General features: G+C 33.7%; 15 protein-coding genes and 4 pseudogenes. 6 read left to right on the top strand and 13 right to left on the bottom strand.

The window, feature by feature from the left end:
* Position 1: 1 nt before the first annotated feature.
* From OPR43_RS02210 to OPR43_RS02165, 10 genes are all read right to left on the bottom strand, one after another.
* Positions 2-1,828, bottom strand: a complete 1,827-nt coding sequence (locus OPR43_RS02210; protein ID WP_015588998.1) for a phage terminase large subunit family protein — start codon at positions 1,826-1,828, stop codon at positions 2-4.
* Positions 1,825-3,309, bottom strand: a complete 1,485-nt coding sequence (locus OPR43_RS02205) for an ankyrin repeat domain-containing protein (RefSeq protein ID WP_015588999.1) — start codon at positions 3,307-3,309, stop codon at positions 1,825-1,827. The genes OPR43_RS02210 and OPR43_RS02205 overlap by 4 nt, the downstream gene beginning before the upstream one ends.
* Positions 3,310-3,327: 18 nt before the next feature.
* Positions 3,328-3,810, bottom strand: coding sequence for a hypothetical protein (locus OPR43_RS02200; protein WP_015589000.1), 483 nt, complete (start codon positions 3,808-3,810; stop codon positions 3,328-3,330).
* A 183-nt stretch (positions 3,811-3,993) separates the two neighbouring features.
* Complete coding sequence (locus tag OPR43_RS02195) at positions 3,994-5,886, bottom strand: hypothetical protein (RefSeq protein ID WP_265035279.1); 1,893 nt, start codon at positions 5,884-5,886, stop codon at positions 3,994-3,996.
* Positions 5,887-6,019: 133 nt separating this feature from the next.
* Positions 6,020-7,240, bottom strand: a complete 1,221-nt coding sequence (locus tag OPR43_RS02190) for a DNA modification methylase (RefSeq protein ID WP_253303060.1) — start codon at positions 7,238-7,240, stop codon at positions 6,020-6,022.
* Between the two features lie 102 nt (positions 7,241-7,342).
* The gene (locus tag OPR43_RS02185; RefSeq protein WP_265035277.1) at positions 7,343-7,807 is read right to left on the bottom strand and encodes a crossover junction endodeoxyribonuclease RuvC; all 465 of its coding nucleotides are present in this window, start codon (positions 7,805-7,807) and stop codon (positions 7,343-7,345) included.
* Positions 7,808-8,545: 738 nt separating this feature from the next.
* Positions 8,546-9,124, bottom strand: coding sequence for a hypothetical protein (locus OPR43_RS02180; RefSeq protein WP_265035275.1), 579 nt, complete (start codon positions 9,122-9,124; stop codon positions 8,546-8,548).
* A gap of 82 nt (positions 9,125-9,206) precedes the next feature.
* Positions 9,207-9,395, bottom strand: coding sequence for a BRO-N domain-containing protein (locus OPR43_RS02175; protein WP_265035273.1), 189 nt, complete (start codon positions 9,393-9,395; stop codon positions 9,207-9,209).
* A gap of 69 nt (positions 9,396-9,464) precedes the next feature.
* Positions 9,465-10,883: an AAA family ATPase gene (locus tag OPR43_RS02170; RefSeq protein WP_265035270.1), complete on the bottom strand. Its 1,419-nt coding sequence runs from the start codon at positions 10,881-10,883 to the stop codon at positions 9,465-9,467.
* Between the two features lie 836 nt (positions 10,884-11,719).
* Complete coding sequence (locus OPR43_RS02165; protein WP_265035259.1) at positions 11,720-12,697, bottom strand: helicase RepA family protein; 978 nt, start codon at positions 12,695-12,697, stop codon at positions 11,720-11,722.
* Positions 12,698-12,778: 81 nt separating this feature from the next.
* Between OPR43_RS02165 and OPR43_RS02155 the strand changes: the two are divergent.
* The 3 genes and pseudogenes from OPR43_RS02155 to OPR43_RS02145 all read left to right on the top strand — a co-directional run bounded on the left by OPR43_RS02155 (position 12,779) and on the right by OPR43_RS02145 (position 18,090).
* A pseudogene (locus tag OPR43_RS02155) lies at positions 12,779-13,932 on the top strand (IS3 family transposase).
* A gap of 493 nt (positions 13,933-14,425) precedes the next feature.
* On the top strand, positions 14,426-16,669 hold the full coding sequence (locus OPR43_RS02150; RefSeq protein WP_265035258.1) for a coiled-coil domain-containing protein: 2,244 nt from the start codon (positions 14,426-14,428) through the stop codon (positions 16,667-16,669).
* Between the two features lie 41 nt (positions 16,670-16,710).
* Entirely contained in the window at positions 16,711-18,090 is a 1,380-nt protein-coding gene (locus tag OPR43_RS02145) for a collagen-like triple helix repeat-containing protein (RefSeq protein WP_265035256.1), read from the top strand.
* Here the strand turns inward: OPR43_RS02145 and tnpC are convergent.
* Positions 18,087-19,439, bottom strand: coding sequence for an IS66 family transposase (gene tnpC / locus OPR43_RS02140; protein WP_265035629.1), 1,353 nt, complete (start codon positions 19,437-19,439; stop codon positions 18,087-18,089). The genes OPR43_RS02145 and tnpC overlap by 4 nt on opposite strands.
* Positions 19,440-19,643: 204 nt before the next feature.
* On the opposite strand from tnpC, the gene OPR43_RS02135 reads away from it, so the two are divergent.
* Together OPR43_RS02135 and OPR43_RS02130 are read left to right on the top strand one after the other, a co-directional pair.
* Positions 19,644-20,476, top strand: a protein-coding gene (locus tag OPR43_RS02135) for an IS5 family transposase (protein WP_265029708.1) whose coding sequence is annotated in 2 segments (ribosomal slippage) — positions 19,644-20,010 and positions 20,010-20,476 — 834 coding nt in all. Because the reading frame shifts where the segments join, the coding sequence is not laid out codon by codon here.
* Between the two features lie 22 nt (positions 20,477-20,498).
* A pseudogene (locus OPR43_RS02130) lies at positions 20,499-21,257 on the top strand (recombinase zinc ribbon domain-containing protein); the annotation flags it as partial.
* Positions 21,258-21,579: 322 nt separating this feature from the next.
* Here the strand turns inward: OPR43_RS02130 and OPR43_RS02125 are convergent.
* Positions 21,580-21,840: pseudogene (locus OPR43_RS02125) on the bottom strand (transposase); the annotation flags it as partial.
* 1,591 nt (positions 21,841-23,431) lie between these two features.
* Positions 23,432-23,537: pseudogene (locus OPR43_RS08485) on the bottom strand (DnaJ domain-containing protein); the annotation flags it as partial.
* A gap of 724 nt (positions 23,538-24,261) precedes the next feature.
* Between OPR43_RS08485 and OPR43_RS02115 the strand changes: the two are divergent.
* Positions 24,262-25,557, top strand: coding sequence for a hypothetical protein (locus OPR43_RS02115; RefSeq protein ID WP_265035254.1), 1,296 nt, complete (start codon positions 24,262-24,264; stop codon positions 25,555-25,557).
* The last annotated feature ends 25 nt before the right edge of the window (positions 25,558-25,582 follow it).

Genomic DNA, 25,582 nt, shown 5'->3' with positions numbered 1-25,582 from the left:
ATTACTTGCTGATCCATTTGCTTTTGACTATTTTCTTTGATTTTTTACTTTCCGGTTTTTCACTTAAACTATTCCATTTACTCTCTGGCCATCTGTCTATTCCCAGTGCTATCGATGCTGCTCTTGCATAAATTCGGCAATCTAGTACTTCATTTCTTTCTCTTACCTTTTGCCACTCTTGTTTGGTATATCCTTTTACTACTTTGCTGACTAATTGCTCTGCCGTTAGCTGCTTAAAATACTCAGGTGCATACTCGGGAAAATGACAATACCCTGGCGGTGTTTCTTCACCTTCTTTTAAAATATTAAGTAATTGAAAAAGCTCTGACTTTAATATCGATACTCCGACTGGCCAGAGCTTTATTCCTCTTTTCAGCTTTTGCCCTCCAACTGTTATATCTACTCTACTTGGGCTGCTCAGCGGCACTAGTGCTTTATTTACACCTTTCACTGCCATTACTCTTCCAGACCCTTGATGACTTCTCACCCAGTTGTAAACTTCCTGCGTTGCATACCCTGCATCAACCGCCATCATACTTATCATATATTCAAGCCCATTTTCACCAATAAAATGATGATTGAGGAGCTCCGAAAGCTTTTTCCATACTTCTCTACTTCCTGTATCTCCTTCAAATACTCGGTAGTCTATTGACCAACTTTCACGACTTTTTCCCCATGCTACAACTTCCACCTCTAGACGATCTTTTTGGACATCTACTCCTGCAGTAAGTACCACTTCTCTCCTTGGTACTGTGCCAATCTGAAAAAATTCTCTCCTGTTAAATAATTGCTTCCAATCAGGTACTTCTCCTTTATCTACCCAGGTTTCTCCAAGCGTTGTGTTGATCCAAACTTTCAGTAATTGTTCACTTTCCTTTGCATGCAGAAAATCCTCTACTGCTTGTTGCCAACTATACCACCCAACTGGGCTATAAAGACTTGAAAGGTGAAATCCTATTACTTTGCTATTGTGTACTTGATTTGTAGCTCTCCATTCTCCACGTTCAAGCATCTCTGTCTTTTGATGATTTTCTATCTTTTCACCACATTCTATACATATATAGTGTGCTGTACTTGGATTTTTATCTTCCCATTTTATTTGTGACCATTTTAGAACTTGATAGTAATTACAATATGGACAGGGAACAAAAAAATATCTCTTATCTGTTGCTTCAAATTCTTTCTCAATTCTGCTTATTCCATGAATCGTTGGTGTTGATACTAAAAAAATCTTTCGTCGTGCAAATGTATTAGTTCGGGCTATACTGAGCAATACTGGATCTCCTTCTCCTCCTGAATCTCCTGGGTAGGCATCTATTTCATCAAGAAAGAGATATTTTACTGGCATAGATCTCAGTCCTACACTACTATTCGCTCCAGTTATTACTACTATTCCACCTGGAAACTCCTTACTTTGTACAGTATTCCCTGAATCTCTTGACCTTGGGTCTTTTACTTTACTTTTTAAACATGGTGTACTCTCTATTAACGGTGCAAATCTTCCCTTCGACCAACGTTTTCCCATTTCAACTGTTGGCTGTACTACCAGCATTGGACCTGGTGTTTGATCGATGATATAGCCAATCCAATTGTTGCCAGCTTCTGTTCCCCCAATCTGCGCTCCTTTCATGAATACTACTTTTTCTGCAGGTGAAGATGGTGATAGTGAATCCATTATTTCTTTTAAATAAGGAGTTCTTTCTGTTCTCCATTTACCTGGCTCTGATGCTGCAGTTGGCGCTAAAACTCGATACTCATTCGCCCACTCTGATACTTTAAGCTGGGGATCTGGCCTTAAACCTTCAGAAAAAGATGTAGCGTATATCATTGTCTGCATCTACTCATAACTGGTTCTATCTCGACATCATTAACAATAGAACTACACTCATCCAATTCCATAAACATCTTTTTCTGAAATTCCTTTTCTATATATCTTTTGCTCATCTCACTTATCATTATTGCTATAACAAGCGCAAATACCCCTGTTATTGTTGCAAAAATGATTGCACTGCTTATTGTTGTTGTTATCAACCCTATATATACTGCTACTGCTATTGCGCTGACTGTAGTATAGATGCAGATAATATTATTATGTTTTTTCGTCCTTTTATCTGCTATTTCTCTCTGTGCTATATATTTATTATGAAGGGTTGGAAAATTAACAACGGTATCTCTGCAGAGCAAAGACCCATTTTTTTCAGTAAACAAAACTTTAAGTAACTCTAAATTGTTTGATTTAATTGCTAAATGTAAAACAGGTGTATAATTTGCTCCTTTTTTCAGCAATAACTTTACTACATGTAAATGCCCTTTTTCCGCAGCAAGGTAAACCGGTGATAAACCTTTATTATTTACAATATCAATATCGATTTCTTCTCTTAAAATTGCATCTACAATCTCAATTTCTCCTCTTTGTGCAGCTAAATGGAGTAGACTATTCTTTTCAGAACCGTATTTATTACTCATCAAAGCCTTCTTTATCTCAGGTTTAGCGTAATCAAATGGTGTTTTACCGCTATCGTCTTTTACCAGAGGGTCTATATCTTCTCGCGTTAGTAAAACTTCTATTGTTTTTAGTCTTTCAGCATAATGTAGTGGTGTTTTATTTTCGTAGTCTTGCAAATTGACTTGAGCATTAGGCTCCTTTATTAAGGATTTGAGGATATCAAGACATAAGTCTCTTTCATCGTAATTAGCATTACTTACAGCTATATGCACAGGTGACAATTTCATTGAGTTTTGTCCCATGCGTGCACTATTCACATCTGCTCCAAGCTTCAGCAGTAACTTTACTATCTCCAACTTTTTATTATTAACTGCATAGTGCATTGGTGTCTGATTTCGTGCATCAAAGACATCTATTTCAGCTTTTCCTTCTCTTATCAAAATCTTTACAACTTCTGCATGTCCTATGCCTGCTGCTAGATGTAATGGAGTATGGTGCAAAGCATTTCGTACATTAACGTCAATACCTTTTCTGATCAAATATCTCACTGCATTAATTTCACCTATCATTGCAGCTAAATGAAGTAAGCTATCTTGTTCTGACCCGTACTTGTTATTAATTAGTGCTTGTAATATTTCTGCTTTTTTCCCTTCTTTGGCGTAATCAAGAGATGTTTTACCTTCATTATCTTCCACAAAAGGATTAATGTTCTTCTTCGTGAGTAACAAATCTACCATGCTTAATTCATCAAACTCTATAGCGCAATGCAGTGGAGTTTTTCCGTTTAACCCTCTGACATTAACATCTAATCCAGGTTGATTGATTAAACACTTTATTAACTCTAAACTTAAGTTATCAGCCATTTTGTATTCAAAATCTTTTTATATTTTAAATTTAGCGTTAGATAATTCTTCAAGTGAGTTTGTAATCTCTTCAGTTAGCGTCTCGTGAATTTTTTCAGTGTCACTCAGTGATGCAAGCAGTGCTGAAACTCTATTTGGAACATTAAGCAAATTATTACGTACAACTCTTGCTACGTTAAATGCCTCACTTTTTACTTCCTCTACTGCTACAAGTTCTCCTATTTCAGCTTTTGCCTTTGCTTCTAGCAACCTTCCTCGCTCCATTTCATTTTTTATTCGCGTTTTTAGCAACATTGTAGAAAGGTTATTTGTATTTTCGTTTTCTGGATTTTTCCTCCTAAGTGGCTGACTTGGATCTCTTATTGCTGCCACCGCTTCATTTGCTTGTTCTCTATTGATCAAACCATCCTCCAACTCAACTATTCCTTTTTTTACTAAATAACAGACATATTGCTTTGATACTCCTATCTCTCTTGCCCATTCTGTTTGTGTGATTTTCACTTTTTTTTCTCCTCTCTCTTGTTTCTACGAATTTTCTTCTTGAATCTCTGAAAAGGTTTTGCCAGTATCAGCAATTTCCTACCTGTTTATACTTGCCGGCGTCTTAGAGATATTTTACTAATATAGAGCGAAGTACTCCGGTTTATAGCTGCTTTCTTTTTACATAGTGAAATTTGGCCATTTTCAACTAATACTATAAATTGCATCTTTGTAGTTATGAGATTCAACCACTACTTGCTCTAGCGTTAAACTGCTGCATTTGGCATCTTTACTATGGTTTTCTTCAAGCACTTTTGTCCTTGCTTCCTTTATTTCCTCAATGAACTTTCCATTAACTTTTTCTGGTTCAATTCTTTCCTCACAATATACAAGATTTGTGCAATTTGTTTTTCTGTAGTAATGTACTCCAAGGAATATCACTGATAGTGCAAGTATACTCGAGCCTATAAGTAGTGATAACCCTACGTTATTAATCAAAGCGTTCTGGTAAAACTTCTGTACACTATTAATACCACCTTCTACATACAGTAATAAAGGCAATACTATATTTGCAGCAACCAAACTGCTTAATAATGCTGTAAATAATGGCCTATCTTTGATTACTGATTCTACTTTATTTCTTCTACTAATGACTTTGTCGTCAATATTAATGAAGTTGTTCTTACCCTCCCAAGCGTTAAGTGTAAAATGCGAATGAGTACCATTGCCGTATTCCAGTTTGACTGATTTTATTACTTTATCTTTTGATTGATACTCTCGCACCTGATTCAAAGTTTCATTCGCATTCTTTCTCCCTATTTGACACTCTTCAGTATCTCTAAATTGCTTTATTCCACAAAATATCGGACTAATTGCAACCAATAATGCAACAGCTAGAATTGGTATAGTTACATAGATGACACTGTTTGCAAAAAATGCAATAAATTGTGCTTTATCCTGTAAATATACCAAAGCTGCAGAAACGCTAAGTGCAACAGCAGCTATACCGAAAATTATAAATTCCTTCTGCTGCACTGCATATTTTACTCTTGGCAAAATTCTATTTGTTTTCTTTTCTTTTTTAATTAACGGGGTTTCTTCATTATCACTTTTTTCTGATGAGCTAGTTGAAAGTGTAACTGGACTATCATGATTTAATGACATATTCTCCCATCCTTGATTGCCACAAGACTCACTCATTTCTGTTACTTGAGAATTTGATCTTGTCATCTCTGCACTTCTATTGTCTATTCCACTATCACTTCCTTCCAAACTCTTTTTTAAAAATTTTGTATTCAGATCTACAGGTTCACCAATTATATCTTCTGATCCTTTCTTAATTGATGTTTCTTCAGAATTTGACTTTTCCATCTCCGGACTTTGATCGTTTATTTCACCATCTAAACCTCTTTTCGAGAATTTTTTATTTTTGTCTATAGTTGCATACATAGGTTCTCCTATAGCTTCTTGCTCATCACATTTTTCTCCATTTAATTGGAAAGAAGAATGTGGTAGCTTTGGTGGTGCAATATCCTGAATAATACTCAACCGATGATTTTCTGCTGTTCTAGGTGAAGGTGGAGCTACATTTCTAATATTGTCCTTCTCCAACATTCCATTCCTAGGTAACGGCTTTGGTTTATCTCCTAATTCTTTATCCTCTTCCTCTTTTTGCATTTCTTTTGTATTGTCTATTTTGGGGTTGGAAGATGTGTTGGATGCTGCCTCAAGCTGATCAAGAGAATACGGACGGTTATATTCTATTCCATTTGCCTCACAAACTGCATTAAATTCGTCCTCTATGTCTTTACCATCATCAAATACTAAAGAAGAACAACTCACTGAAAAATCAGCACCTGCTTCGTCTATTTTTGCTGTAATACTGCTATCGCTACTATTGCTAATCACATTTAAAGAAGCTAGTTTGCATTCAGTGTTCAGGTCAGGTTCTTGCTTCGTACCTTTTTCAAACAATTCAATTCTCTCCTTAACAGATAGTGTAGAATTTGAAACATTATTTTCTACTTCTTCAGAAAACGATGCTTCATTATTTGTTTGCGACGTTACTACTCCAGCTAACGTCTTTTCTTGATTCATTGAGTACACCACATTTAATCCAAAGTTATTTGTTACGCTAAACTCATTAAAATACGGTATATACCAGTAAATTAATATTACAACTACCAAGGCTTACTAAATTTCTGTTTGCGTTATCTTTTCCACTTTTTTCTTACTGTTTTTCTTCTTGAATCTCTGAAAAAGTTTTACCAGCACCAGAAAGAATTGCTTCCCTACCTGTGTACACTTGCCAACGTTTTATGGTTACATCTACAAATTTTGAATCTAGCTCTATTGTCCTACAAATTCTTCCTGTTCTCTCACATGCAATCAGTGTACTTCCAGAACCGCTAAATGGATCAAGTACTATGTCTCCTGATCTGCTGCTGTTTACTATTGCTCTCTCCATTAGCTCTACTGGCTTCATTGTTGGGTGCAGTGAGTTATGTATTGGCTTATCATAAAACCACAGATCACTTTGATTTCTACCGCCATGCCACTCACGTTTATTGCCGCTTTTCCATCCATAAAGCATTGCTTCGTATTGTCTTTGATAATCTGATCTTCCTAGCGTAAAGTGATTCTTCGCCCAAATGATAAAAGTTGACCATTTTCCTCCCGCTTCCTCAAATGCTTTTTGCAACGTTGAAAACTCTGATGATGATGCACAGATGTAAATTGCACCTTTAGTATATGCTAAAATATGAGTACAAATATCATAGAGAAAAAGCTCATACTTTTCACCTTGATTATCGTTTAGTATCTTTTTATCCTCTCTTTCTTGACTGCTACCATAATCAACGTTATATGGAGGATCACAAACAGTAATGTCTGCCATTTTATCATCTAACAGCGCTTTATATGATTCAACTACAGAGCTATCACCACAATAGATTCGATGATCACCTAAAATCCATAGATCACCTGGTTTTGTTATTTCTACCTTTTTGTCATCACCAACCAAGTCAGAAAAATCTTCTTTTTCACTATCTAAATCATCAAGGAAATGTTGAACTTTTTCTAATTCAAATCCAGTCATTTTAAGATCAAACTGTAAATCTTCTAACTCTTGAATTTCTACTTTCAAAAGCTCATCATCCCACTTTGCCCAATTAGCTGATTGATTTGCCAGTAATCGAAAAGCTTTAGTTTGTGGTTCATTTAAATTATCACTTAAGACCACTGGTATACTTTCCATACCAAGTTTTCTTGCTGCTTTAAGTCTTAAATGACCATCAACCACAGTGCCATCACTTTTTGCAACTATTGGTATACGAAAGCCAAATTCTCGAATAGAAGCACACATTCTGTTGACCACATCGTCATTTTTACGTGGGTTACGCTCATATTCAACTAGGTTTCGAGTAGGATAGTAGTGGATTGCTAAATTCATATCTTAATAATTAAAAAGTTAATATTCAAAATATATCTGACGCTAGAGAAGGCCTGGGGTCAAACCCACCAAACCCGCCAGTATGGCTGAAAGGACCCACTTTTATGGATTTTTCAGCTTATTAATATCTTTACTAAAATCCATAACGTAGAACATTAATGCCAAAGCATCCCCCTCATTATCATCTCTAGGTAAAAAACCTTTTTCCTTTACAGCTTGAATAACTTCACTCTTACTTGCATTGCCTTTGCCTGTTATAAAGCGTTTTATAGTTTTAACATTAACACCTTGGTAGGGAATATTGTTCTCCTCACACCAAGCAGACAACACTGCAAGAAAACCACCATAACAATGCGCTGCATCAGTTCCTAGATGTCTTCTCACTTCCTCAAAATACACTGCAGAAATGTCTTTCAAAGAATTAAGCCAATTACGAAAGTTTAAGAAGCACATACCGCCTCCACTGAAACGACTACCATGAAAGCTTTTGCTCCCACTTTGAATCACTCCATCTGTAAGAATTGCCCAGCCTGTTTGTTTGCCGAGGTCGAGTGTTAGAATTGACATTTGCTGTTATTTAAAAAATTACAAGTAGCACTAAATATCGTTTGGTTTCTGCAAAACACACTAGCAATTCATAGGTTTTTGTAGGCCAACAACGAGAATTATGTGCTACTGCAGAAAGTTGTTTTCTTGTTATATATATTCACCAAAATTACGAAAACTGTTCAATTTTTTTTGCAAAAGATAAAAATCGTGTTAGACTTACTTGAAGATTTATTCCCCAATGATAGGGATACTATTTAATTAAGTTTTAAGGGGTGTTACGTACGTTCTTTAGTGGGGTGCTATTTGTTAAATCTATAAAATTGCATCCAGCTTTAAAACGAAGTTTTTACCTCATTCAAAAAAACACAAGCTCTCAAACTCACCAAATTTCCTTTCTACTCAATGTTTGTTTTCTAGTGTGAGGATTGACACCTAAAGCTTTTGTATTTGAAGCGCATTCACAAACTAGATCAATGCCCTTCTATATATAGAAGACCAGATTTCTTACCACTTTTTCTGGGATTAAAAAAAAGTTAAAATAATTTTAAGACAGCTAAGAAACTAAAGAGAGCCTAAACTTTAAGAACCAGCTAAACGGAACTCCTAGACACCTTACTATTTGAGCTGAGAAGAAATTACATGAGTTTTTGGTAAAAGCATACACAAAACTTAACTATCTATACCATCAATAACACTATAATAGCCTTCTAAAACGTTTTAAACCATAAAATTCAGAGATTTCTCATAGTGAGAACTTTAATCTTTAATCCTCTTTAAAAAGTTATCTGAAGAAACGACTTTCACACCTCTTGCTTTTTCAAATGCCTCTCTTGCTGTGCCTGCATTTTTACCACCTTCCTTTGCCGCTTCTAAATTTTTATTATAGCCCTGTGCATCTTTATCCTTTATCTCATCAATGGTAGCTTGTTTTCCTAGCATATTGAAAATTAGCTCAATCGGTGTCATATGATCTCTTAAAGGCTGTTTCTTCAAGCCTTTTATTTCCTTATGATGCTTTGTTTTTACTCCAAACGTTCCCTCAGAAATTACGTCTGTCAATATTGCGTATTCCCTACCTTCAATATACTTATTATTGTGGTCAGATATATTTCTGTTACCCCATTCTTTTGTTAGTTGATTTCTGACAGCTATCGATTCTATTCTCTTTTGTATCCATTCCTGAGGGTACCCCTTTGCAGCATAATCGGCATAGATTCGTTTGAGTGCAAGCTCAGGGTTTTCATATTCTTGTAGCCTTTCATACCCGACTTTTGCAAGCCAACGTTTAAATTGTTCAACTCTTTTGGAAGGAATAGACTGCAAAATACGAAACAACCCCTCAACATTTGTACAATTAACATTCTGTTTACCACCTTTTGTTTTAATTTCAAGGGGGGTGACAAATTGTCCCCATCCTTCAGAAAGCCCTATATCTCTTTTTTATCTTTTTTAGATAGTCAGATGGGTTCTTACTACCTGTCAGAAAAGCTATTACTTCTGTTATTACGTACCACCATTCTCCATCGTGTAATACTCTAGTAAAATTGCTATTATCAAAAGCAGTAGTTTCAATATCTCCCTCTTTTAAAGTTAAAGTATCAGTCATAAGCAACCTCTATAAGTTAAGAATAAACATAAAAACTAAAAAGACACTATTTTTAAGTCAGAAAAACCATTACTTACAATTTAATAATTTTCCAAAATCAATTATGTGTGAAAAGTAATCACTATCTATAACATCATCACTTACATCATTAACGTGGATAAGGACTGGACGACATGAAAAGCCTTTCGGACGATTTAGTGCATCTATTTTCTTTTGTACCTCTTGTATTATTGAATGACCAATTTTATCTTTTGAAAATTTGATTTCGCAAACGTAGAGAGTGTTAAACTTCGTTTGAATCATATAATCAATTTGACAACCTGCACTATTACGCGTTCTTTTCTGAAAAAATGGATTCTCGCTTATTATTCCATCAATTCCTAAGATATTATGTATACTCTTTCTATTGTTCAGCACCAAATTTTCAAATTGAAGCCCAATAATTGTATACCACTCTGGTAAGAACCCTATAGAGTAGGTGTCACGATTAATTTTCCCTAGATCTCTTTCGATATATTTTAGATAAAACCTTAAATAATTATCTTGAAGTCTATATCTCCTGAGTCGTGAATCAGTACCAGTTTTTATACTCCAAGTATGATCCTTTGCAATAAAACCAGCAAGCTCAAGCTCATATAGATACTCAGAAATGCGCCCATGTCTTATAATATTTAAAGCAGTACAAATTTCTTCTTGTTCTTTAGCTCCAGTAGAAAGAGCTCTGACTATTTGCTTATAAAAAGCCGTTTTTCGCATGAATAAATCTGAGAATATTTGATTAAATTCCTCAACTAAAAACCCACCTTTTGTAAAACAAAGCCTTTTAATATTTTCTTCAGCACTATGTTTAAAATTTACCTCCTCTAAATACTTTGGAATTCCTCCAGTTACTGCAAGCACCTTAAACTTTTCATATGCTGAAATATTTTTTGGCCAAAATTCGTTGCAATCAGAAAGTGATAATTCTCCGAGTGTTAAAGTTAACGATATTCTCCCTACGAAACCAGTACTACTAAGTATATTTTTCTCGATCCAGGATGAAGCTGATCCACAAACAACAAAAATTAGCTTGTTATTATTTTTTAGCTGCGTATCCCAAAAATTTTTTATTTTGCCTAAAAAGGTTGGATCTTTTGAGCCCATCCAAGAAATTTCATCAAACAGCAATAATGTTTTTCCTGATAGTAGACGTTCACCAACTGCCCATAGTAAATCGCTCCAGTCATCATACCTAGCAAAAGATGTATTAAATTGTCTAGCAACTTGTCTAGAAAATTCATTAAGTTGGTAGGACATTGTAGTATGCTTTTCTGGTGGCAAACCTATAAAGGAGTAATATTGTTCAAAATACTTACCAAACTCTTGAATTAAACGACTTTTTCCTATACGACGTCTTCCTTTGACTACTACAAAAGATGCAGTATTTTTGTCTGTAAGCTCCAGTAATTGCTTTAACTCAGTTTTCCTACCAATAAATAATGGAGACATAAAACAAAAAATATAAATCTTTGTCTCCATTATATGAGATAAAATTAGAGACGTAAATAAATAAATTTAGATCTTTGTCTCCATCTTGAACTATTGAGAGGGTTTTGTAGCTTCTGTTTCTTCTTTTATGGCAGCAACTTTTTTCCTTTAGCTTCATCTACAAATTATTTATAGAGATTACCTAAAGACTCAACTTAAGAATTTTAGATAAAAGTCGTTATATCTCAATAAGACCTCCAAAACCAGCTCTTGTTTCACCTAAATTACAAAAACTGTTCACTTTTTTGAAAAAATATTTTACAAGGAATAAAAAGCGTGATAAAGTAAAATGAGGGTTTTTTGTAACAAGTAAAACTTTAAAGCAAGGGATAACTTAGAAATGCCTTGTAATCAAGTTTTAAGCCACCCTACATGAGTAACTTAGATCTTGATTGTACAATTGTACCCTGAAGTCATAGAATCTTTTTGAAACGCTATTATTAGCAATTTCGTCTTTTGTAAGCATTTATCTTTCATATTTTTGTCTATTGAGATTTTGTAGTAAGCTAAAAGCTAAAGGTAGTATGTGTTAATTCATACTACTTAATATTATTATTTATAATAATAGGAGTTATTTTGAAAACTGAAAATCGGACAAAACCCTCTATATTTCTAGCTTTTTATCTCTTTTTTCAGTCTACGATTTCACAGTCTGACGGTTTCTTAAACTATTGAAAATCCAGTACTTTCTAATTAGTAACAAATTCTGACTTCGTAGACTGAACACATTCTGACAAAAACTGACCAAGACTGAAAACTGAAATATTTAAGTAATAAAGAATTTTAATGAAAAAGTTCTAGATATCTAAAATTTGATCATTATAAACCCAAATATTTGGATTTTCTTCTGGAACAACATCCTCACACTCCAATGATTTGTAATCAGTAGGTAAAATCTTTTCATAGACTATAACATTCTTGTTTAGTTGATTATCAAACTTTGTTACTCTTTTTTCCATACTTTCAACACAAAGTATTCCATATTTGGTTCTTGCAGCATTTTTACCTTCTCTGTTGAATTTTATATAACCTTTTGCAGCAAGCACATCGATACGGTTACGAATAGAATGCTGACTACCAAGACCTGCTTTACCTTCAAATATCTGACAGAATGAATTAATTGTATATACTTTTCCTTTTTCTCGTGCTTCTTCATAAATCAACTGCAAAATAACATCATGTCTACGAGAACGTTCTGCATCTAACTTTTGACCATAATCTTTATTTATAAGCCTCTGTGATTCATAATCAATCATATGCCAGCAGTTATTGATTTTATCTATATATTTTGATGGAATAGCATGACCATTACGTAATTCAAACATCAGTTGACGACTACTCTGCCGTTCATCTGGCTTAAACATTATCATTCCCGTAGTATAAAAGCTTCTTAATGAACCAGCACCACTGAAACTCTGAAAAGGATCTTCTTCTAATGATTTCTTTTGTATCTTTTTCGTGTGATGCACTAGAATAACTCCTGCATCTGGATTGACTAATGTCCTTAGCTTTTCAACTCTCTCTTGTAAGAAAAAGAGCATTGCATTATTGTCATTTTCACTACCATTATCACCAGCATCAAAAATATTACGCAGTGGATCAATAGCAATAACATCAACTGTGTTTGAACCAAATGACCTTTCTATTTCAGCAACAACCTCATCCATACTATCGTCGTTTAAAAGCATCTTTACTTGTGGCGTAATTACCAAATTATCTGCAGCAAGCTCTATGAGCTCATCGCTAAGTTTTAGTTGTTGTGTCCGTTCACGCATATTGACCTTACCCAGAAAAAGTAGACAGAAAGTTAAGACGTTTTTGAAGTAAAATAAAACGTTTTTTCAAAGAGGTGTGGTATGACAAAAAGAAAAGAATATACAGCAGAATTCAAAATTGAAGCTATAAGACTAGTAAAAGAAACAGGTCAGTCATCAGCAAAAATAGCAAGAGATTTGGGTATTAGCGGTGATTCATTAAGCAGATGGGTAAAAACATACAATGATAGAATGTCTGGAGTAGATGCGTTTCCAGGAAAAGGGAAAGTAGCTCATTGTGACAAAGAAAAGTTTGATTTAAAGAAAGAGCTGGCAAGAGTAACGAGGGAAAGAGACATTTTAAAAAAAGCCCTGGGATATTTTGCAAACCAAAAAGAGTAAAATATTCTTTTATAAAAGAACATGAAAACTGCTATAAAATACGGGAATTATGCAGATTTTTGAACGTATCTGCTTGTGGTTATTATAAATGGATTACTAAGGAAAAAAACAACAAAAAATCAATAAGAGAAGAGCTCATACAAGATATTCAGAAGGTATATCGAGCATCACAATGCAGATACGGAGCTCCTAAAATTCACGCTGAATTAAAGGCTTTAGGTAAAAATTATAACATCAAAACAGTGCAAAATGTTATGCAGAAAAATGGCATTCAAGCTAAGCTTAGACGAAAGTTTAAAAGTAAAAAACCACAAATAGACAATAGAGTCATAACTCCTAACATATTAAATCAGAATTTCATCGTTGATCAACCTAACAAGATATGGGTAACTGATATTACGTACATAAAAACTAATGAAGGATGGTTATATTTGGCAGCAATAATAGATTTATATTCACGCATGGTGATTGGCTGGTCAATGAGTAATGCAGTAAATAGGCAATTAGTTATAGATGCGTTATTCATGGCCATTGGTAGGCGCAAATCTGCTAAAAATCTACTATTTCATAGTGATCAAGGATCGCAATACACCTCTAAAAATTATCAATTTTTACTAAGTACAAAAAATATTACTTCTAGTATGAGTCACAAAGGTTGTTGTTATGATAATGCTGTTTCAGAGAGCTTTTTTAGTTCACTTAAGAGAGAGTTACTCATTGATACTTCACAACACTCTGCACAACAAGCTAAAACCGCAATATTTGAATATATAGAAATTTTTTATAATAAACAGCGTAGACATTCTACTATTAACTATTGCATTCCTGAGCTTTTTGATTCATCATTCTCATAGCAAAAACGTCTTAACTTTCTGTCTACTTTTTCTGGGTAAGGTCAAACATAAGTTTATTAATGTACGGCGTATTGGTCCACAATTCTGGATATCTATCAGTCCAGAACAAGAACTAGAGTTAAAAAAGCGTGTTGAGAACTCTTCTAAAATAGCAATTGCAAGATTAAAATCACAAAAACAAATTGAAGGAGGTGTATTATGAAGTCATTGTGCTTGTTCTCACAAATATACGACCTTTTTTGCAATCTTAGGAAGAGTCAATAATTCAATTCCTTATAACACTAATTAGTATGGTCTTTTCATTAAATTTATCCTCTCAAAAAGACTGTGCTTTATTCACCTGCTTTAATGGTATTATAATATTTTACACCTAAACCTACTCTATAAAAATTCACAATACGAATTAGTAAATAGATTATATTCAAATTGATTGTATTTATGATATATAGCGCATACAATATATTACTTGTTTATTTTAGTAGGGGGTATAGGTATGTTTAGTTTAAAGCAGGTAGTACAATATAATTTATTTGGTAGTAACGACCTTGAAGGCAATTCATCTTGTGAATTTGAAGATTTTCCTGAAGAGGTATTTGAGATTAGCAATGAAGAAAATCAAGCAATAGATAGTTTGAAAAGTAAAATAGAAAATCTACAACAAGAAAATTTTGATCTTAAAAAAAATGTAGAGTTACAAAAACACTATAAGAAAATAGTAGAAGAGTATTACGAAGAAGTAAGTGAACTTACCAGAGAAATGCAAACCCTAGAAGGGAAAATTAAAAGGCTTGAAGTTGAATTACAAAGAAGGACGAGAAATTTAACTGAAAATGATCAAGACATCGAACAGCTAAAACAGAAAGTAGAAATATTATTATTAGAAACTCAGAACAAAAGTGATATAATTAAGAACTTAAATAATCAATTAAAAGAGGCAAAGAATGAAATTCAGTTAACAGACAAAATAAATGAAGAGTTACAGCAAAAACTGGTTTTGACTGAAGATGAGTTAAATAGAGTAAGAAAAGAAAGTACAGTGCTGATAAACAGTATAGAGGATTTGAAAGGTGATTATGAAAATCAGATATTAGAAAAAGAGAAGGAGCTTAATGATGTAAGAGATCAATTTTGTATTTATTTATCAGAGTATAAAGAACTATTTGCAGAATTCAATAGACTGCAGAAGGAAAACGAAAGTTTAAAACAGAAAAATTTCTATATTAGTAATGAAGTGTCTCTTGCAGATGAAATAAACAAAGAAAACGTAAGAGAAGAAATAGCAAAGCTTCAGTTTGTACCTGAAGTGAAAATTAAACATATTATTGATAATAATGACCAAGAATCAACCTTACCAGATAGAGAAGCAGAAAATTATCGAACAAGTGAAGATAAAAACCTTGAAAATAATGATTTCGAGATTGGAGTATGGAATGAAGCTGACGATGAAAGTAGCGATGACCAGAAATCAACCTGGCTATATGGAAAAACAGAAAATTGTCGAACAAGTGAAGATGAAAACCTTGAAAATAATGATTTCCCAATTGAAGTATGGAACGAAACGGATAGTGAAAGTGACGATAACAACAATGTTAGCCCTTGCCCTGATTATGATGAAAGTTTTGGTAGGCGTTACAGTCAACTATTCTATGATGAAGCCATAATTCATAAAGAAAAAGATACTTTTGTTTTAATTCGTCAAAAAGATTCTTTTTCTTTAGCGAAAGTAAAACCGAATACAAGAGAAGAAGAAAAGTATGAAAGTATTTGGCAAAAAATAAATAAGATCCATGATTATCTGGACATTTTAGGTTACTCTGGTAGCGAAGAAGATTATGAGGAGTGCGAAAAAGAACTTGATAAAGTTATAAACGAAGCACTGAAACAAGGAATAATATTCACTTTTCCATATAAATCTGATATGTCCTTGATAGATCGTATAGCTGACACATTCCCAAAGCTATATTTATCTGCTGACACTACTCGAATTTATGAGTTTTTACACAAGAAAAAAATATTTCAGATAATATCAGAAGGTGCATCTTTAAACAGATTTAGCGATGAAGAGCATGGAGATGTAGTAAACGTAATTTGTTCAGATAAAGATACCTTAGGTCAGCGAAAAGCAAACCTTTCAAAGCTGAAGGAGTTAGCACTTGAAAGTATTATAAGTAAAAGTGAGCAAATTGATAAACATGACTTTGAACTAGAAATAGATAATGGATATTTTTGTATAGATTACCCACAAAATAGTACTATTGAAGTTGCAAAGATATTCAATAATCAAAAAGCTAAAGATTTAAATCTAAATATTGGTATAGTTCAAGTTGGAAAAAGTATAATTAGAGTTGAAAGCATAGAAGGAAGGAGAAATTATACAGACATCTCAGGAGATATCATTGAAATGTCTTTTACCACTGAAGTAGGAGAGATCAGTATTCATCTATGTCCTAATGAGAAAGATAGTAATAAAATAGAGGTGAGGCTTGTCGATGAAGTAAGATTTAACAAATTAGAGAATAAATCAAGTTTAGGGCTAAATTGTCTATTAGGGGGGAAAAGTGTTTTAACAGCTATAGAATATGGGTATTTTAAAAGAAATAGCAGCGTATTTGAAGAGTTAGATAAGGCTATTAAACAGTCAGATTATACAATAGAAAATCCATCTAGCTTTCTAGAGGGGGTTAATAAAAATCAACTACTCAAAGTAAATGCAAGAGCTTATGGTAGGGGATTATGATAGTTAATATATATTAAGATATAGAAACCAGGAGGGTTAAGATGCGTTTTAATTTAGAGCCGGGAGGTGCTTTTTGTGATGGTAAAAATAAGCTTGTAACTGTCAAAATAAATGGTGAAGAAAAGATTAATTTACCTTATACGTCATATATCTTTGATAAACATCACCATTTTATCATCTCTAATTTCAAGATGAACCCTACGAACAGTATACTAACTAATTTTTATCAACAAGAGCTATACTTAAAGCTAGAAAAAGTAGAAAGTGATTATAAGTTGGTTCTAGTTGATAATGAAGATCAATGTTATTATTATGTTTACTATAATGATACAAATATTGTCAAAATAGCTACTTTTAATTCTATACCTAGCAATTTCATAAAATATCAAGATCAGGATTATATTCTCTCTTATGATGGAGAGTGTTTAGTCAATTTTGTACCGCTAATAAATAGTAGGGTTCTAGTAGATCCAAAAGATATAATGAGTAATCAAGACATAGATTTTGTCTTAAAAGAGCTTGAAAAGCTGCCTGATAAGAGACTTAGAATAGGCGTTGGAAAGAATTTTTTAAGGGGACCAGAAGAAGTGCTATCAAGTACTTATAAAAGTGCTGAAATATATGGTATACGTGGTAATAAGATTGGGATATTGAATAATATTGCTACTAGCTTTAGTAATAAAAAATTAGAGCTATTCTCTGGAAATGTTTCTATCGATACCATAGATCAATTTGGTGCTAATCTTAGTCTTAAAAAGACTAATCCTCGTTTTAGAATAAAAAGATTGAATAATGACAATTATGTAGGATGCATGTTAAGTAAGTATGGTAAATGTGAGAGATTTTATGCTCTGACACCTGAGAGCTTTGAGCAAGGAGAATATGCTTATACAGATTATGATTATGAGGAGGAGGAGTTTGAGCAGCAGAGTCATCATTTATACCCTTATTACTACTATTTACATGGTTTAGAGGTTAGTATGAATCATAGAAAAATTGAAGAATTAGAGAAAAAAGTTAAAGATTTAGAAAAGAGAATTGGAAATCTACAGTTAAATATAAAGTCAGCAGTAGCAATGCCTGGACCTCCTGGGCTAAGAGGTTTGCCAGGTCAAAGAGGTGGACCAGGATCACGTGGTCTTGATGGGCTGCCAGGTATACCTGGAGAAAAGGGCCAAAAAGGCGAGTTTTATGCAGTTTCAGGACTAACAGGAAAGCCAGGTCCTAAAGGGAATCAAGGCCATCCAGGTCTAAAAGGAAATCCTGGAGAGAAAGGTGAGCATGGCTATTCAGGTTCAAAAGGAGATAGGGGAGTACCAGGACTAAGTATAATTGGCGAAAAAGGAGCTCCTGGAGAGATGGGATTAAGAGGTTTCAAAGGGGATGTAGGTCCAAGGTATCCGTTCAGAGGTGTGGTTTAAGAAACAACAGCTAGCAGGTTTTGAAAAGGTTTTAATTCCTTTTGTTTCCAAGTTAGATACAACGAAATTATCCGCTCAAGAAATCTATTCCCTCGCTCTGACTGTGCAAAATATGAATTCTTACGATAGACAACATAATGCCGTATCTGTCGCTCAACATGGTTATTCGTTAATGGAATATTCCCTGGGTCATCCAAAAATGTCCACATCATTGGCTCGGATTTTATAATACCCTTTACCGTTCTTGAAGCTCCTTTTGCTTCAAGTATATAAGATATTTTTATCATGCAGTACTGTATGTATCTTCGTAATTCTTTAGCTTGCTTAGTGAACTTTGAAATACTAATTTCATTTTCTGACAAAGCGTTTTTTAATACAAACAATCCATTAGCTGCGTCTTTTAAACAATGGCCAAGTCTCATTACTTCACCATTCCAACTATGAGATAGCCTCTCGAAATTTCTCAATAAGTAAGCCCAACAAATTTGTCGTTTTTCATCACTGAAGTGGTTGTAAACTGCATATCTGTCGGTAATTACCAGGTTTTTGTAATCACAAAATGCACTATTCTTTAAAAATTTCATTCCTCTTGTATCTGCTAACTTCATAAGACTTGCTTTATTGTTGGCAAACATCCAGCACCATCCCAATTTGCCTTTGTTGTAGTGACTGGTTTCATCAATATGCAAAATTTCGCTTGCTTTTATTTCTTCCTCTATTTGTTCATAGGCTTCTTTACATTTTGACGAAACCCTTGCTTCACTATTGGACACACTACCAACACTTATACTCATGTTAAAGATGTCTTTCATAATATTCGCTATTTCTCGCTTTGAATTCTTATAAAACCCACTTAGTGCTGCAACTACTGACTTAACTCTAGAACCAAAGGTATCAGGTGTAACTCCTTCTGGTAATTTGCTACTCCTTCTTTTTCCGCATTTACGACAGCGCCCATGTTCTAATTGATACTCAACTACGTAAGGCTTAATTTTTGGTAAATCAACTTTTTGATAGACATATGGTTTTTCCGATATTGAGATTTCTTCACCACACTCGCATCTATTTGGTAACTCTACCTTCACCACCTCATCTGCTTCCATTTTAGCTCGGCAATTTCCCTTATGCCCAACTTGACCACCTATCTTCCTGCTGCCCTCTGACTTATCTTCTGGTATGTCTTTTTTTATTTTGTACAGCTCTTTTGAACTTGGTAAAGATGAATTCCTTGAGTTTAAGCCAAGTCTCTCTCTTAGTTCAGCATTCTCTATTTCTAAGATTTTATTTTTTTCTTCAAGCTTTGCTACTTTCTGCTCTAAGTTTTTACATAACTCTACAATACTGATCAACAATCGAAGCATCTAGCCTTACCTTACTATCAACATTTTGTGTTATTACTACTTTAATATATTATGTCAATTGTTTTTTATCCTTGCCACACCTCTGAACGGATACAATTACAGGCCATTTATTTTTTCTGAGCGTTTTCTTTCAGAGGTTGTCCGGAAACAGGTAAAAGGCTATGATATTTGAAATTTTAGTATGGGGTAAAGATGAGAAAAAAGTATCCAACAGATCTAAGTGAAAGGGAATGGGCACAAATAGAGAAGTACTTCAGAGTATCATACAAAAAAGGAGGAAGACCGCCAAAATATAGTAAAAGAAAAATGTTAGAGGGAATTTTCTATGTATTGCGTACAGGGTGCCAATGGCGGTATTTACCAAATGATTTTCCGCTATGGAAGACTGTATATGAGCAGTTTAGGCAATGGAAGAAACAGAGGATTTTTGAGAAAATGAACTATGATATCACTAAATATAGTAGGTCAAAAATGGGAAGAAATGAAGAGCCGAGCGCATGCATAGTGGACAGTCAGTCGGTAAAAACCACGGAAAAAGGGGGGTCAAAGGTTATGATGGTGCGAAAAAGGTAAAGGGGAGAAAAAGACATATAATTACAGATACTCAGGGTTTTATACTAAGTTGTTACGTAGGAGCTGCTAATGAAAATGATAGAGATGGTATTAAAATAGCATTAAACAATATGAGAACAAAATATACTAAAGTAAAAAAAATGTGGGCTGATATGGGGTACCAAGGAAAAGATTTAAAAACCCATATAGAGGAAGAATATGGCATAGATATTGAAATTGTGAAAAGGCCTCCATGTAGGTTTTGGGTGCATAAAGATACACCACTAGAACTATTGCCACAACGGGATCCTGGATTTTTAGTACAGCCGAGAAGGTGGGTGGTAGAAAGGACTTTTGCTTGGATCAATAGGAATAGAAGACTATCAAAAGAGTACGATTTACTTACAACATCTACTGAAAGTTTCATATATCTGGCTATGAGTAGGGTTATGTTACGGAGGGAATATGCCTAAGTTTACTAGTTTCCGGACAACCTCTGAAGGAAAGCATGAAGCGATAATAGAAGAAGAAAAATGGCAAAAAGCGCAAGAGTTGATAAAGAATCAGCCTTATCAAGGCAAAAAATATGAAGAGGCACTACTAAAGGGGATAATCAAGTGCAAGAACTGTGACGTAAATATGACACTGACATACTCAAAAAAGGAAAATAAAAGGTACCGATATTATGTATGTAACAATCATCTAGGAGGGAAAAATTGTGAATCAGTAAATCGAACAGTAGTAGCAGGAGAAGTGGAAAAAGAAGTGATGAAAAGAGCAGAAGATTTATATGAAAAATGTGGAGAAGAAGAGTGGAGAAATCTAAGTTTTGGAAAGCAGAAAGAAGTAGTGAAAAAGTTAATAAAAACAGTATTGGTGAGAGAGGATGGAATAGAGGTGAGTTCAGAGGATAAGGTGGAATTTATACCAATAAAAAAGAAAGGAAATAAATGCACAGTAGTAGAGCCAGAAGCAAAAACAAACAATGCGTTACTGAAAGCAGTGGTAAGAGCTCATCTGTAGAAACGGCAATTGGAAGAGGGAAAATATGGCAGTGTGAAGGAGCTGAGTGCCAAAATTAATATAGGTACAAGACGCATACAACAAATTTTAAGATTAAATTATTTAGCTCCAAAAATTAAAGAAGATGTAGTAAATGGGAGGCAGCCAAGGGGTTTGAAGTTAGTTGATTTAAGAGAAATACCGATGCTGTGGAATGAGCAAATGGAGAAATTTTATGGATTAGGGATGTAATTACACCATTTATAAAAAGAACAAAAGGAGAGAAACTGAAAACACACCAAAACTATTGAAAGGTATTGCTGAGAAATAGGAAAGATAGCCAAATTGCTGCTACTGCAGTTGATATAGAGGAATCAAAGAATAAACTAATGCTGAAAAAGTTACAGAAATCGACACTTAATTATACAAAATATCAATATAAATAATGAAGATTTTAGCATATCAAATGCAATGGCAGTAGAAAATGTATCGAATAAACATCAAAAAAGGCAATACTCTAAACCCAGCACACAACTCCAGAAAGTATAGCTCTTTTCATAATAGTCCAGAAAGCTCATAGAAAAGCAGAATCAACAGCATGACGAAAAGATGTGAATAGAGGGATGTTTTTCCTAGCTCTGTTTTTTATAGCAAACCAATAATGCTCAATTTTGTTAAAATCAGGAGAATAAGGCGGTAGATATAAAATTTCTGCACCAACTCCTTTAGCAAGTTCAGTAATCTTGTTAGACTTATGAAAAGTAGCATTATCAAGGATAACAGTTTGTCCAGGTTTCAAAATCGGTGTCAAAAACTGCTCAAACCATTTATTATAGCTCTTAGCTATCTAAGAAACTCACCGCAAATTAATTATTATAAATATAGTTCAGTATTATGCTTAGTAGTAAATATATCAGAGAGCGAACTTTTAACAGCACTCCATGTACTCATATCAGGATCATTTTGTTTTTCTTCTATAACTTTGTTACAAAACTTCCCTATAGCATAACCTACTAATGCACCAATTGCTGCAGCTGCAAGACATACTGTAATAGCAAGAATAGGAGTTAAAGCAATGGATCCTGCAAGATAGGCTGTGCTTAAACCTAAAAATAAACCAATTGACGTGTAAATACCAGTACAATATTTTCTGTTGGTGCTAGACTTACTTTTTCTTTCTGCTTTATCTAGAGGCTGCTTCATTGCATCACTTACAGCATACTTCTTTGTACATTTATCAATATTTTCTGTGCTAATTTTATCTAAAAGCTCTACATGTTTGTTATCAAGGTCTTTAGTCTTTTCTCGAGTAAAGTTATTACTACCTTGTTCATCTAAATTTTCTTGTTCTGATTGCAAAGTACTTATATTCGTACCAATCCTAATCTTTAATGGGTGTTGGTAAAGATCAAATTCCTCTAATACATGTTTATCATTCTTGAATTTTAGCTGATCAGTTCCGCGATTGACAAATAACTCCAATATTGAACTTAACCTATCTCTTTGCTTTACGTTTATATGATAAGTAGGAATGCTTTCTTTATTTATGGTATTGCTATAAAAGTCAACAGAATCCTTATTTTTTTCTATGCTATCAATGAAAAGATCAAACGAAGTTAGACCATTCTTATTTTTTATATCAAATTGTGCGCCTTTACCTAAAAGTGATTCAGCAAAGTCATCGTATTTGAGTTTCCATTTACTATCTGAGTAATCGAAACTTTCATTAATATATCCCTTAAAGATATGATGCAAAGCTGTATTTCCATCTTCATCTTGGTAGTTAATGTCTACATCATTTCTTCCTAAAAGGAAGTTAAAAACCTTTTGAGCATCATGTTTAATAGCACTAATTAAAGCATCACCTGGAATCTCTGCTCCATTTTCAATCAAGAGATTTAAGATTAAATCTTGATTTTCTTGAATAGCAAGATCCACGGGAGTTAAACCTAAGTAAAATTCAAGAATATATTTATTAGAACCATCATGCTTCAAATTAACATCTGCGCCCTTATTTATTAAAGAACTACACTCTTGCAGTCTACCTAACTGAATAGTAGTAAATAGACTACCAGTCCTTATTGAACTGCTCCAAGCATCACAATATTCTTCAAATACATTCCAAAAGTTGTCATAATATTCCTGATTTTCTGAACCTGTATCGTTACTTGAATGTTGATTATCATCTCGATTTGAATGTTGCTGACTTTTTGAACTTGCATCTCTGCTTGAGTACTGACTATTATTATAACGCATTCTTTCTTCTTGATCAGATAATACTTTATATGCCTTGTCGATATTAACGAACTTTTCCGTTTTTTTTCTAATCTGAATTTCTTGCTCTTTCTCTAATTGTGATAAAGGTTCTTTATTTTTAATTTTTTTTGACAACTCAATGGATATTTGTCTTTCCTCAGGGGACAAACATTTATCAGGATGGTATTTTAATGCTAATTTTTTATATGCTTTTTTTATCTCATCTTGATCAGCGCTTTTACTTACTCCCAAGACTTCATAGTAGTTGATAGCCATAAACTTTCCCCACTTTATTTTAATTACCTACCAAATTATAATTTAATCTAGTCTTTTTTCAATATAAAAATTATTTAAATAAGGCAAAGATATTAAAAATTGCTGCCAACCTATACAAAAATCCCATTCTAACTTAGTATGAAATACTGCACTATTTAGCATCAATGAAAATTCACTTATTTACCTTTTTAAGATCACAAAAAAGTACATGCCTTTACGAGAGCAATTTGAATAAAAGCGGCGTTGTAAAAATAAAAGCATGAAATTGTTACAGCAAAATTGGGCAAAACAGTTCGTATGTAGATATGGATGAGGTGGGCTAATGTGGCTAGTTTTAGCGTATAGCAAAGTCAGAATATAAAAAAGTTCGTATGTATCGTGTGGTAGACCATCCCATCCCAAGAAAAACACTTCTCACGCTTTCTGGTTTTTGTTGCTGAAAGTGGTTGTATTATTTAATTCATTAGCGATATATAATATTAAATTAATAGCAATTCATTTAACAATAAGTATTAAGATAAACTTATAAAAAACAGAATTAAAAAGTGAACAAAAGACCTTATATTAAGCCTGTTAAGAGCCTTTTACTGAAAACTACTTTAGGTTAGAAAATTTTTCTAAAATAGTAATTGACAGGTTACAAAGGTGGAGTATGATGTTGAAATTGGTATGGGGTTTATAAATTATTATAGCTCTGTATGCTTTTTTTATGGAGGTAAGAATTATGGACTTAGATGACCTAACCAAGTTAGCCTTTTCTATTATTAAGGATGACGATCCTTATAAAGCATCTAAACAACTTCAAATAAAAAATTGGGGGCGGGGATATTTGGAGACTATCAATACCGGGAATCTTCCCTTTTTTCTTGATATATTATCAAATGAAGAATGTTGGGAAAAAACCGATACAATACATGGTATCAAACTCAATAGAAGAGTAGTGGCTAAAAAGATGATAGAACCAAAAAGTTGTAATGGTATAAGTAATCCACTAGAGGACTTTTATCTTTACCAAATCGCGTGTTGGTGTTGCTTAGAAGAGGATATAATTTCTCTATTTGAACATTTTAAACAGAAGCATAAAGTAAAAGATGGTGACCCAGACGCATTAAAAAAGCTAGCAAAAAGAATAAGTGGAAGTTGGTGTACAGATGCAATGATGCAATTTTGGTCACATTTCATTAGTGGATACATTTCAGAGCTAGATCTGAAAGGCCAGCATCCTTATGTCTTTGGTTTACACCGTGCAGCAATAAGTTCGAGGAGAAGACGTGTAGAAGCGGTAGAGTTCTTTTGGGATAAGGTTAATTCATTACCTGAAAGTGAGTTAAGTGCTCAGGAAAAGGATGAAGTTTTCATGAGAATTGCAGTGCATGCAGCAGGTGATAGTGGCTATCCTGATGTGTTTGAATTTTGTTTAAGTCAGATAAGTCATAATAAATATCCAGAGCTTTTGAAAAGAGATTTAAAGAAAAATACTGAATATGCCTCTTTATACAGAATGCTAGAAATATCTAATTTTGATCAATTTCAGAAGTTATTTGATTTTTTGAAGCCATGCAATGTTCCAGAAGATGATTACTATCTCTGGTTAAAATTAATGGTAAAGGAATGTCCAGAGTATTATTTAAGTACAGCTATGGGAATTTTTATACATGTATGGACAAGAGAGGGTTTTGATGATCATCGTACTTTGACATTGAATAAAGAAATGATGAATAACTCTGTTTTTCAAGGGAGATTTTTGGTGCCTTTGGTCGAAGGAGGTTTTATGAAGCCAGTATGGGGAATGCTAGATAAGGCTAATCCTAGACAAATCGAAGAGTTCATGTCTTCTGAAAAAGCAAATTATATACGTTCTGTATTAGAGCGAGGAGATCATGTTTCATTAAATAAGTTTTTAGCGTATGGTAAGTCTGCTGATAAAGAACTCGATCAAAAAAACATACCTGGTCCAAGTGGTGATTTAGCTGAGGTAGAGCTTAGTAAACAATCTTATGTGGGGTTAGGTGATCATTAAAAATATTATATGTCTAGAAGGAGGG

The sequence above is a fragment of the Wolbachia endosymbiont (group A) of Apoderus coryli genome (assembly GCF_947251615.1).
Classification (GTDB): domain Bacteria; phylum Pseudomonadota; class Alphaproteobacteria; order Rickettsiales; family Anaplasmataceae; genus Wolbachia.
The sequence above is the reverse complement of the archived record's forward strand: the minus strand, read 5'-3'. Positions and strand labels throughout refer to the sequence as shown.

Excerpts from the sequence above, each read along its gene's own strand:
- OPR43_RS02165 (WP_265035259.1), bottom strand. The coding sequence starts at position 12,697 with ATGCGTGAACGGACACAACAACTAAAACTTAGCGATGAGCTCATAGAG.
- OPR43_RS02145 (WP_265035256.1), top strand. The coding sequence starts at position 16,711 with ATGCGTTTTAATTTAGAGCCGGGAGGTGCTTTTTGTGATGGTAAAAAT.
- OPR43_RS02195 (WP_265035279.1), bottom strand. The coding sequence starts at position 5,886 with ATGAATCAAGAAAAGACGTTAGCTGGAGTAGTAACGTCGCAAACAAAT.
- OPR43_RS02170 (WP_265035270.1), bottom strand. The coding sequence starts at position 10,883 with ATGTCTCCATTATTTATTGGTAGGAAAACTGAGTTAAAGCAATTACTG.
- OPR43_RS02190 (WP_253303060.1), bottom strand. The coding sequence starts at position 7,240 with ATGAATTTAGCAATCCACTACTATCCTACTCGAAACCTAGTTGAATAT.
- OPR43_RS02150 (WP_265035258.1), top strand. The coding sequence starts at position 14,426 with ATGTTTAGTTTAAAGCAGGTAGTACAATATAATTTATTTGGTAGTAAC.
- OPR43_RS02115 (WP_265035254.1), top strand. The coding sequence starts at position 24,262 with ATGGACTTAGATGACCTAACCAAGTTAGCCTTTTCTATTATTAAGGAT.
- OPR43_RS02185 (WP_265035277.1), bottom strand. The coding sequence starts at position 7,807 with ATGTCAATTCTAACACTCGACCTCGGCAAACAAACAGGCTGGGCAATT.
- OPR43_RS02175 (WP_265035273.1), bottom strand. The coding sequence starts at position 9,395 with ATGACTGATACTTTAACTTTAAAAGAGGGAGATATTGAAACTACTGCT.
- OPR43_RS02205 (WP_015588999.1), bottom strand. The coding sequence starts at position 3,309 with ATGGCTGATAACTTAAGTTTAGAGTTAATAAAGTGTTTAATCAATCAA.
- OPR43_RS02210 (WP_015588998.1), bottom strand. The coding sequence starts at position 1,828 with ATGATATACGCTACATCTTTTTCTGAAGGTTTAAGGCCAGATCCCCAG.